This is a genomic window from Paraburkholderia phytofirmans (genome assembly GCF_046028095.1).
GTDB lineage: Bacteria > Pseudomonadota > Gammaproteobacteria > Burkholderiales > Burkholderiaceae > Paraburkholderia > Paraburkholderia phytofirmans_A.
The window spans coordinates 856,507-867,675 of the sequence record NZ_JAQQDJ010000001.1 but is presented as its reverse complement, the minus strand read 5'-3'; the positions used below and the strand labels follow the sequence as shown (position 1 = coordinate 867,675).

General features: G+C 56.2%; 6 protein-coding genes. 2 read left to right on the top strand and 4 right to left on the bottom strand.

Annotation, left to right across the window (positions count from 1 at the left end):
• The first annotated feature begins 47 nt into the window (after positions 1-47).
• Together PQR54_RS03955 and PQR54_RS03950 are read left to right on the top strand one after the other, a co-directional pair.
• Complete coding sequence (locus PQR54_RS03955) at positions 48-482, top strand: VPA1267 family protein (protein WP_408244154.1); 435 nt, start codon at positions 48-50, stop codon at positions 480-482.
• Positions 479-2,749 (top strand): ATP-dependent DNA helicase, encoded by a 2,271-nt coding sequence (locus tag PQR54_RS03950; protein WP_408244153.1) that lies wholly within the window; start codon positions 479-481, stop codon positions 2,747-2,749. The genes PQR54_RS03955 and PQR54_RS03950 overlap by 4 nt, the downstream gene beginning before the upstream one ends.
• A 1,033-nt stretch (positions 2,750-3,782) precedes the next feature.
• On the opposite strand, the gene PQR54_RS03945 is transcribed toward PQR54_RS03950, so the two are convergent.
• The 4 genes from PQR54_RS03945 to PQR54_RS03930 all read right to left on the bottom strand — a co-directional run bounded on the left by PQR54_RS03945 (position 3,783) and on the right by PQR54_RS03930 (position 11,146).
• On the bottom strand, positions 3,783-6,359 hold the full coding sequence (locus PQR54_RS03945; protein WP_408244152.1) for a DEAD/DEAH box helicase: 2,577 nt from the start codon (positions 6,357-6,359) through the stop codon (positions 3,783-3,785).
• Positions 6,352-7,299, bottom strand: coding sequence for a HamA C-terminal domain-containing protein (locus PQR54_RS03940; RefSeq protein ID WP_408244151.1), 948 nt, complete (start codon positions 7,297-7,299; stop codon positions 6,352-6,354). The genes PQR54_RS03945 and PQR54_RS03940 overlap by 8 nt, the downstream gene beginning before the upstream one ends.
• Positions 7,300-7,730: 431 nt before the next feature.
• On the bottom strand, positions 7,731-9,962 hold the full coding sequence (locus PQR54_RS03935) for a hypothetical protein (RefSeq protein ID WP_408244150.1): 2,232 nt from the start codon (positions 9,960-9,962) through the stop codon (positions 7,731-7,733).
• Positions 9,959-11,146, bottom strand: a complete 1,188-nt coding sequence (locus tag PQR54_RS03930) for a hypothetical protein (RefSeq protein WP_408244149.1) — start codon at positions 11,144-11,146, stop codon at positions 9,959-9,961. The genes PQR54_RS03935 and PQR54_RS03930 overlap by 4 nt, the downstream gene beginning before the upstream one ends.
• Positions 11,147-11,169 lie beyond the last annotated feature (23 nt).

Below are 11,169 nucleotides of genomic sequence, written 5' to 3'. Positions count from 1 at the left end.
AGATTGGAAACACCGTCGGATAGGCTCTGTAATCGTCGAGGTGTCGCATGCCAAGTGGCAAACAGTTATCTGACAGCAACTTCTCCGCGTATGGACGTTGGATGACCGGAAAAACGGACGGTGATTTCCGACAGATGGTCAGTCGAGGCGTCCTATCGAGGACGGAGATTGCTCGAGAGTGCGGTTTCTCCAAGTCGGCCTTGGACCAGAATCCCCGAATCAAGGTTGCGCTGAGCAAGCTCGAGGATGGTCTTCGCGAGCGCGGAGTGCTTCCGCCTGTCGCCGAACCTACTCCAGAAACAGACGGTCTTCCGATGCGGCAACGAAGTCGCCACATGTCTTCTGGCGAATCCGAGCACGTTCGCAACCTCGAACAGGAAAACGCAAGCCTGCGCGCTGCTTACGACGAGCTCAAACGCCGCCTCTCGAAGTATGAGGTGCTGCATGAGGCGCTGGTTCTCACCGGTCGGGTGCCTCGGTGAATGACACTCGCCTGCTGCGTGTTTCCTCCATCCGTAGCGCCAATCCGGTCGGGATAGGTGGATGCATTTTCTATGGCGCCGCGATTGATGATGGCGGGAGTGTGCTGAACGCCGGCGAACACTACGTCGTCGTCGCTTCCGCCCGCAGGCTCGGCGCGACGTCCGTTCAGGTCGGCCAATGGTGGCGGGTACACGGCGTCGCGCGGCCGAATTCGCGGACTGTCAATGGTTATAGAATTGTCGAACAGCAGGTCGAGGCCGAGGACCTCGAACTGGTTCTGCCGTCAGGCGAGCATCTGATTACGCTCCTTGCAGAAAGCGACGGATTCGAAGGTGTCGGCGTGGTCAAGGCGCGTCGGCTGTGGGAAGCCTTCGGCGAGCGTCTCTACGACATTCTGGACCAGGGCGACATTTCGACGCTCAAGACGAAGGTTTCAGAAGAGACCGCGCAGACCCTGGTAGCCGGCTGGCGTCTTTATGGCGATGCTCGCACATTGCACTGGCTACACCGTCACAGCTTCGATGTCGCTTTGGGAAGGAAGCTGATTGCTTTTTTCGGTGGAGGCGCACCTCGGGCTATCGAGGAAGACCCCTATCGCCTTCTCAGTTTTTGCGCGAACTGGAGCACCACGGACAGATTGGCGCGCGAGCACTTCGGCGTGGCGGCGGACGACCCAAGACGCCTTCAGGGAGCGATTGAAGAAGCATTGTATCGGCTGTTCGGCGATGGCCATACCGCAGCCACCAGACAGATGGTTATGTCCCGACTGGCATCCATTCTCGGCGAAGGCCCGAACGAACTGCCCTGGCGGCCACTGGCAGCGTCAGCACTTGACGCCGGATTGCAAAGTAGCAGTTACATTGTAAGTGAGGACAATCTCATTCACCCGCTCGGCGCATACATTATGGAGACATCGGTGGCCGCGGCGTTTGCGAGCCGATTACTTCAGGACGAGCTCGATGGGTTACGCCTTCTTGACGTGCCTCATGTCGAATCTATTGTTGCGGCCTACGAGGACGCGGAGCAACTGACCCTGAACGCTGAGCAGCGAGCAGCGATTCATGCCGCCGCAGCCGGTCGACTCGCCACTATCACCGGCGGCGCCGGTGTTGGCAAAACGACAGTTCTCAAGGCGCTCTATCGGATATATGACGAGGCCGGATTGTTGATAGTCCAGTCTGCGCTCGCCGGTCTTGCGGCAAAGCGTATGCAGGACGCCACTGGCAGGCCCGCTCGAACACTAGCCCGACTGCTTCGTAATACAGTGCCAGCGGACTTTGAAGACCCTTGCGTCGTGGTCATCGATGAAGCAAGCATGGTCGACATCATTACGATGTATCGGCTCTGCTCCCTGCTTCCGCCGCACGCTCGTCTCGTGCTGGTCGGCGACCCCCTTCAGTTGATGCCGGTCGGCCCGGGACTTGTATTGCACGCACTGGCGAACCACCCGCGTGTTCCGTCTGTTCGCCTTAAAGTAGCAAAGCGCTTCGGAGGCGAGATTGCGCAGGCCGCCGACGCCATCCGGGACGGAAACTGGCCTACCACGACTGCCGACGAATCCGCGCCAGTCGTATTCCTACGCCGCAGTTCGCGGCTCGCCGACGATAATAGTCAACAACCATCCTACCCAATCGCGGAGACTGTCCTACGGCTGTACCGGGAATCTCCCGAATCCACGCAGATTCTCTCCCCACGAAAAGGCGGCATCGACGGCGTCAAGGCGCTCAACGCGCTTTGCCAGCAAACGCTAGCGGCCGACGCGGAGAAGCTAACGATGTGGAGTGCGGAGTTCAGCACGCGCTTTGATACGGGTTTTCGCCTTGGCGACCCTGTTGTTTGCACTCGCAACATCTGGAGTGCGGGGCTGCAGAACGGTTCGCTTGGCTGGCTGGCCGAGATTGAGAAAGAGCCCCGCGCTATTTTTGATGACAAAGGGAACATTGTCGGCCACGCCATTGCGTGGATTGCATGGGACGACGGCGAACGACGGCCGGTTTTCGAGTCGCTGCTTGACGACCTTGAACTCGCGTACGCCCTTACTGTCCACAAAGCACAGGGTTCACAGTGGCCGCGCGTCATCGTCGCTGTGACGGGGCATCGACTTCTTGACCGAACGCTAATCTACACGGCGATTACACGCGCGCAGCGTCAGGTCATTCTGGTAGGGGATGAAGATGCGGCGCGCCGCGCCGTTCGGGCCGTCCCACGTGCAAATCTGCGGAACACAGCCCTTGCCTCATCGTTGGCGCGCCTTCTCGACACATAGACCGCGCTGCTGAACAAAACCGGCATAGCGACAGTTCGCGCCCCTTGCTGCCAAGCCTCTTAGTCCTTTCCCTGCCGAGACAGAAGTTCCAAGACTTCGCGCATGTCAGGCTTAAAATATTGCCAGCCGCCTCGTAGCGCGGACACCCGATGCGGCATGAGGATTCCAATCGGCTGCACGTGGCCTTGCACGGTTCGCGCGAGTTCCGCCAACGGCGGATAGCTCTTTGAGTCACTCGAGGAGCGTGCTCCCTTCTTCTGGTTCTTCATCGCAGTACCTCATTTGGTTCGAAGTTCGTGCTGGAGGCAAGCCAGCGGCATTCGGCCGAGGCTAGCCACCGCCGAGCTAGGCGGCAATGGTGTGGGACCATAAAGCTCGACGCAGCTGACGATGATAGGAGCATGCGCCCTAGCGAGAGCCGTCGCTTCTGTCGAGTTGGTCCGGGAATGGGACATGCCTCCCACGAAAAGACTATACGCCGGAACGCCGAAGTGCAATGTCCCTTCCGTGCACCAGGAGCCTTCGCACTTTGCCACTCGGTGACCAGCGAACCGAACCGTCCTTCAGCCGAACCCAACGCAACAGGCAACTGACCTCATTCGCGTTCTAGACGGGCGGCCTGCCAAACATGGGTGAGCGGGTCGTCAAAGTCATGTTGTGCTTCGAGCCCGGCGCCACCGCAACGCAAACAGGCACCAACACGACCTAGCAGGTCCCGGCGACAGATTCAACTGCGGGTTTGCTAAGCGCACACGATTGCCATCGACGAAGTGTAAATACCAACGATGCGGTTATTCAACGGTTCTAGCAGGCCAAACGCGAGCCGCCAGCTTTCCAGAGCTTGGGAACATTGAGTTTAATGAAGGCGACGCGCAGTGGTCCAAGAAGGTTGCGTCTGCGGTCCGCACTATCGCTTTAGTATCCTCGCAGCGGGCACGGCCTAGTGGTAGCTGGTGAGAAGCCGCGTAGCCCGCTCCCGTCCGGTCGGCAATGGCTCACTCCCCATTTCGCCGGTGCCTGAGGGATACTTCGCTTATATCTGCAACAGTCGAAGCTTGGACAGTTCGTCTAATACAACTTGTGAGACTGGCAGGTCGTCCCTTCGTCGCCCGCGTAACCAGCTGCGGAGTTGCGCCGACGTCAGGTCGGAGCCTTGGATTTGGCCGCTCAACGCCTGCGCAGATATTCGCGATAAACCCAACTCGATAAGTGAGATGATAGTTTTCGTGCACGCGCCTAACTCCAACGATAGAGCGACCGGATAGATGCGCTCGGCTACATCATGGAGCCCTGCATTGTTCAGCGCCGCAACGAAGCAGTCGCAATACGCACGCGTCATCTGAACGTACTTGAACCGCAAGGTGGTCTCAAGTAGCGTAAAAATCTTGCGAACCGCCGAGTTCGAGTTCGGTGTCTGCGCAGCCCCTTTTTTGGACGGCTTGGGGGGCTTGAACCGAAGTTCGTTCTCGACCATGTTTGCGATAGTCGCCCCCTTCATCCACGCGATTGCCTGGTAATTAAGGTAGCGTGCCCACTTCTCGTTCGGCTGCCCGCTTAAATGCTCCTCAATGACGATGAACATGTTTTCGTACCGGTGATAGCTGTCCGGGAGCATCGGATGGACCGGAAAGTAGTCCTTCCACGCTCCCAACCTGACCACACTATCGAGAAACTTGTACATTGCTTCCAAACGCCAAGGTGATATCAACCAATTGCGCTCAAGTACCGATGTCGGGACATCCAGTTGCTCGAGTGCGTCCTGCAGGTGCTTTTCGAGGTTAGCAACCGCCGACTCCTCGATAGAACCAGCACAGCGTTGAACGGTCTCGCGATATGTGCCCTTTCGCACTCGATTCAACAGGAGTCCAGCGGCCGCCTCGACGTCCCGGTGGCTTTCGCTTCGCTTTCCGATGTTCCCGCGACTCTGTATGTACTGTTCAAGCTGGCCGCGCTCGGAGCCAAGGAAGCTACTGAGCGCCGGCTGGACCTTGACTTGCGGCGGAGTGTCGAGGAGCTTCGCCGGCCAATTGTCGTAATCAATGAGAAACACATTGCCGGCAACGTCGTGCTTCAGGCGTCCAGCCCGGCCTACAAAATTCCAAACATCATCGTCTTCGAGCTGGCCCGCTTTGCCTCTACGTACCTTGTCGATGAAGACGTTCCGCGCGGGAAGATTGACCCCTTGGAACAACGTGGTCGTACACGCCAGGTACGAGAGGCTTCCGTTGCGAAAGGCGCTTTCCAGTGCCTGCCGGAGCAGAGTTGGCATCGAACCATAATGAAAACCGACTCCGCGCAGCACACAGTAGGCCAATGAATAGTCTTTGTGAACATCCTGGCGAATAAAGCGAGAAAGCTCCTCGAGCTCGGGTAGGGTCCGCTCCGGAAGATTTATCGCAATCTGCAAAGAGATATTTTCCGCTTCGGCAGGCCCTGCGGCATAGATGAGTGAACCACCCGCGGTGCCTAATTCCGTGCACACGGACGCTAATAGCATGCGACGGTCACCGAAGCCATACTCGCGATGCAAGCGACCAATAGGGCGTCGTTGTCCCCGGTCCAGGATTTCGAGCATCAAATCACTTGCAGTGTCGGTACTCGGCTTAACGACAATCTTCGTAGACACGACTGGCGAATCATGAGTCAGATGCGTCGCCACGTCGTTGCGCCCGACTGCCGCTGCGAGGTTGTCGACGCTGCTTGCCATTGGTGCGATGAAATATTGAACGCACTGAAAATTCGCTTTGTTAATTCGCTCCAGACAGTCCTGCAGAATCATTCCGCGCGAGCCGTCACCCATTTGTTGAGCCTCGTCAACAACGACAAAATCGAAGGAAGCGTTCGGAACTTCGTCCAGATAGGCCAGCAAACGCTCCTGCGTAACAATGAAAACCTGGCGGGGCCGTTGTTCGACGTCTTCGACGGGTACGCTTGTAATTCTTAAGGTTTCGTCGCTCTGACCCAGCGACTCGGAAAGCTTCTCCTGCACCTCGGCCATTAAGGCCCGAGTAGGAACGATGTACGCGACTTGAACCGCGGGCGTCTGCTGTATTTTCTGCACAACAAAGGCCCGAACAACGAAAGACTTCCCCGCAGATGTTGGAGCGCAAATCGCTGTTGAGCGCCCCTTTACAAGGTCGCTCCAAATGTCGAACTGAAAGTCAGTCAGCGGCAGCCGGCCGCTTGGAAGAGCGACCGTATTTTGGTAACGTCTAGCAAAGTCGCGAACCTGGATAATGGTTGGCAGACTTTGCTCTTTAAAGTTATGGAGGTCGTGAACAAAGGAAGAAGCGGGAAAGTTGCCAAGCTCCGACAAGATATGCCCGCAAGCGGCAACGAGGCCGGGCTCCTTATTCGACGCGACCCCGTAGAGAGCAATCGCCTGGGCAAAGTGGTGGCTCCGCTCGTCATCTGCCAGCGCAAGACAGCTTGCCGACTCAACGAGTCTCGTGAGACGAAGCAACTCGTCCTCGGTCTCGTCAACCTCCAGCTGCAAATCTTTATTTTCAGTTAAAGCGGCGATGCCGTGCGCACAGAGCCACGAGTAGTCTTTCTGAAACGAAGGGTTTGCCTGAATACGTTTTGCAAGCCGCGCAGCAAAGTTAGCCATTGCTCAACGCCCTCTCAAATTCTCGGCGAAAGTCCGAAACACTCGGGAGGCCAAAAACGAACGTGACTATGTTTTCCTGTGGAAGCGTACGAGCTGCATATGCTCCGGTCACCGTCCTGTGCCGCGCATCGCATCTGTCAAGGAATTTTGCCCGAACTTCCTCACCCGCGCCGGCACCTTTCACCTTCGAGAATGCTGGCTCATTATAAGCAAGCATGGAAGCATGCCGGTCAAGACGTTTCGCGGTTTTCGCCCCGGAGTATGGGTCAAGGAAGTCCGCCAACGCCTCTTGCGCGCTGTCGTCCAAATGGTCGAAATTTCCGAAGTCCAAGGCCAGTTTGAGCTCTAGGCTACGTTGCTTACCCTGACGAAAATCGCTAATCGACTTGGCGGCGTCTGTCGCGGCGGAACCAATGGTCTTGTGAACCTTCGACTCCAAGTAAAAGACTTCCAATGAGTCAATGTCGGTCCGATAGCGCACATGCACTCCGTCGGCGCCGAAAACAGGCATGTCGCTGTTTGTCTTTGTATGCATTTTTGCGATGGCCATCGGAGCGCGAAGAAAGTGCTCGGTAAATAGATATGCCAACATCTCGCCGGCTTCGCCGGACCGGGCCGGGCACTTCTCACGATACTGCTGGAACGCCTCGCGCGCTTCGCGTCTTAGCGCGCTGATTGCCGAAGTCATGTCCAATGGATTGCTTTGATGCCTGCTGAGTTCTTTCAAAATGCGCTTGCGCGGCAGGCAGTATCCGATAATCTTGTTGGCCAGATGTGCGGAAAATTCAGCGAGCATGGGCTCGTCTTCCCGCATCGCGAGAAAAAACTGTCTAAACGGGACGCCCTCAGCGACTCCTTCGGGTTGCTCAGTTAAATAAACCGAAACCCCAGCCGTTGTACCAAGAAGACTTTCAAGTGCAGCTTGCAAATTGTTCGACACCGTTTGCCTTTTCTTTTTGACCCCGCGCCTATGCCAACGTCTCCCACTCGCCCGTTTTGAAGTTCGTTGTTGCGGCTCTCTCAGTGCCGGTTATCCTACAACAGTTTTTCGTTCACACCCCGCCCTAACGGCGACCCGGTACGGAGATTTACCAATCTCCAATGAACAAGGTCGTCGACAGTGCTACGAAGAGCGACAGCGTGGTCCGAATCAGGGAACAGAAACTGATGGTCCTAGTCCCCTCCGCTGTTGCTTCGGCGCATACAAGTCAATTGCCCCATCACCCCATTGTCAAAGAGAACAAACGAGACCGGGCGTCTTCCATTATCGACTTTGAAACTGTTTCAGTCAGCGATGCATTTCCTCAACAGCACTCGAATTGATTTCCTCAAGCCCTCGCTGTTGAGGCGTCATCGAGCGACGAAACCATCTCAAAAATCCGCCGGCAGACTCCCGGTATCCGGCATTGCGTCGAGCCCGAGGAGCACGCGAATGAGCGACAGCCGCGGCGTGTCTGCAGAAAGCAAATGACGCAGGTGTTCGTTTAACTCCCTCCGGTGCTCGGATTGAAGCCGCAATCGGTTTGTGAAGAGCGCGACTGCGAACTCTGCAGCGGCTTCGCCTTGCCGTCTATCGTGCTGCGTGAAGATGCTCTTCAGCAAATCCAGCATGAATCTACTCGCATTGTGTTCCATGGAGTAGTCTAGTTCACCAAGCCGCGCGCATCTCAGCAAAGCGGCCTGAATCACCCCGTCGTTGTAGCGGGTGAAGTTTTCCGGGTCAAGAATGACCTGCTGGAACGCGTCGGTAGACAGTCGGAGCATATCCTGCGTGAACTTGTACTCGCGGGCAAACTGGAGTATCGCTCCCGTCATCGCGATGACGCCCGAGGTTGTCTCCGCAGTTTCGGTGTCGTAGCTGAAATTCCAAAATGCGAAGTCCTTTCGCAGCCTCATCGGTTCTGTCAGGTCTGGATTCAATCCAACCAATGTTTGAGAGTTGACGCCTTCCGCACTTCCACCAAGCTCATTGAGGCGCACCTCGTAACCACTTCCAAATGCGCTAAGAGCGTTCTGTAGCGAGGCAACTTCTTCGGCAAATGAGTCACGCAGGCCTGCCCCGACAGCAATCTGCGCGAAGCGACGAACCTCAATATTCGCTTCGGTGGCGGAGTACTTCAAGTTGTGCGACAAGCCACTTATCTGATTCGCTGTTTCGGCAATCTGAGCCCCAATCAAGTAGGTACGAGCTCCTTCGTGGATATCTCGCAAGTCGCGACTAACTGACAACAAACGCGTGCCCCGACCCACGACGGCCGCCACAATAAGAAGAGCTGCGTCCTTTTCGATGTCGCCAGCGCGTCGTTCTATTTCAATCTCATTGATTACCAAGACTGCGTTGCTCCGCACCATGATTCCGGTAAGGTGCCGCGCACACTCCCGCGCCAACGTTCCAGACGCCTCATCATTTTGATGAATGATTGCGTGCACAGACGCAGGCGTCCTCTGCCGAAGAATGCGATACAGCCAAACGTCAAAGCCAGCCGTTTCAGAAAGCTGTCGGCCATTCAGATATATGGGACGCACTTTGCCGTTGCCATCCCCGCGCCCAAGGATACTCAGGGCGCCCGTTGCCACAAACTTACAGCAGAAGTCTTCTGCATTGACTTCCTTGTGGTCCTTCTTCAACAGCACCCGTTTGGGCATCAAATCGGACGGCGCAAAGTGCTCGCCAACAATCGGCAAATCTCTTAAGTGCTTCGCGGATTGGTCGCCGCTCGAGCCTTCCGGTCTCGTTCGTGCAAAGAGCGCGTTTTCCCGACCCTTCGCATCTTCGAGCGTAAGCAGCGTGACCACCTCCTCTTGATGACATCGCGTCCGCTCTCGCCAGTCTCTTTCGAGGTTCAACGACGACGATGCGGATATCAAGCAGAAGGAAGTCCCGGACAGTGGTGCATCAATGCGTTTGATGCCACCATGCGAGTGAAAACTTACGACTCGGGGCTGTGAGGCGCCATAAAGCGAACAGTACATATCGCGAAGCGCATACGCTACGCTCGCGATACTCATCGAGTCGATATATATGACTTCAAGGTCACTCTTCCAGATGTCGCCCCGTTTTTTTAGTTTGTGCAGCAATGCAAATGCGAGGAACTGCACACCCTCGACCTCCGTCAAGGCTTCCTCAGTTCGAAGAAACAAGGTTGAGCGTCGTTCAGACGGTTTAACGAAAGTGAAACCCGGCGGAGCCGAGACGACCACATGGCCCGCTGAGAACAGCTTTGCGAGACCAGCGGTTCGAATCGCCGCCGTTTTGTCGCGTAGCAGTATATCCAGTTCGTGAACGGGGTTCTCCAGCTGCGCGTGCAGGCGAATGGTTCCTTCTCGGTCGAATACACAAATGCACAGACAAACCTTTGTAGACGTTCTGGCTGCTGCCTGTTGAAGGACGGGTCCACTAAAGCGTTGCTTCACAAGCTCCGCTTCTCCTGATGAGCAAACAATCGCGACGACATCAGGTGCGTTGACGGTCTGCAAGCCGTGCTCAATGGCATCCGCCAAATATGTGTCGTGCAACTTTCCCGGGGGCTTGAACAGGAAGTGAAAATTTCGGATGGGGCCTGATATGGGGAGGACACAATCAAAAATGAAGAATCCCTTCATAGCAGGACCTTCGTCGCAGGAACAACGATTGAATAGCAGGCGCCTGCAGTCATGGGCAACTCCGGCCGGTCCTTGAGCCAGTGCTTTGGTTCAAACGACACGGTCGCCCTAGGGCTAGAAAAGTCCTGCGTGAGGCAGACTCGCCCAGTACGCAACCGAAGATATGCGTTCAGCTGTTGCAAGGTTCGCAACACGTGAGAGAGCCCCCCTCCGCTCCCCGCTGTGGATTTTGTAGTCGCATGAAGCTCGAAACATTTCTGAACTAGAGAAACTTCTTGCTCGATTGAGAGACTCCCAATCTCGTCTGCATCGTGACCATGTCGTGATAGCCAGCGACGGGCAAGCCCTGGTCCCGTATCGACGACTGTTAGCTCCAGCAGAGAGGTTTGTTTGCTGGCGACCTGTTTACCCTCGGCATTGGCGTATTTATGCCGATTGGCAATGTTGTGCATGAGGAAAAATGCGAGCGATGGGTCTTCTTCGCCGAGATAAGCGGCCGCATCCTTCGCTTCGTAGGAGATGAACTTAGCCATAACGGCGCGTACGCTCTTCCCGTAGGGACGACCCCTCTCATCGGTAGTCGCGTGCTCGTCTGTGTTGCGAAAAAGTTCATAGAGGAGCGTTCCCAGCGCGATGCGCGAGGATTCCGGCATCTTCTGTCCAGTTGTTGGCGCGCACGAAGCAATCAAGCGACTGGTCAGATTCACGAAATCTTCTCGGGACCGGACAGCCCCTACCTCTGGACGAGAGTAAAGTGGAATGAGGAATTCGTTTTTTGCTCTGGCAAAACAACACAGAAACGCACCTCGACCGTGCATCGTGCTCCGGAAGCTTCCGTCTTGCATCGACATAATTCGTGGGACCGCGCTCGCCAACGCCTCACGGGTGGACAACGGGGCGCCTCCGTTGGTCTCAATGATTTCGGAGAAGTACGCAGCAGCCATACCGTACGGTTCTTTCGCCAAGGCCTCAGGTGCATCCGTGGCACCCCTTCCATACGGACGCAGTGTCGGATGCTTGACGGTGCGAGACCACGCGGCCAGAAACTGCATGAGCGAGCCTGGGACACCAACATTCCCGCCAAATCTCAAGTTCGTCTCGAGCCGCAATACCGCACTTTCCTGAAGCATCTCGTACGCGGCTTCAATATTCTTGAGACTCGTTGTGTTTGGAAAAGAAATCATCTCATTTCGGTCCGCATGCATTT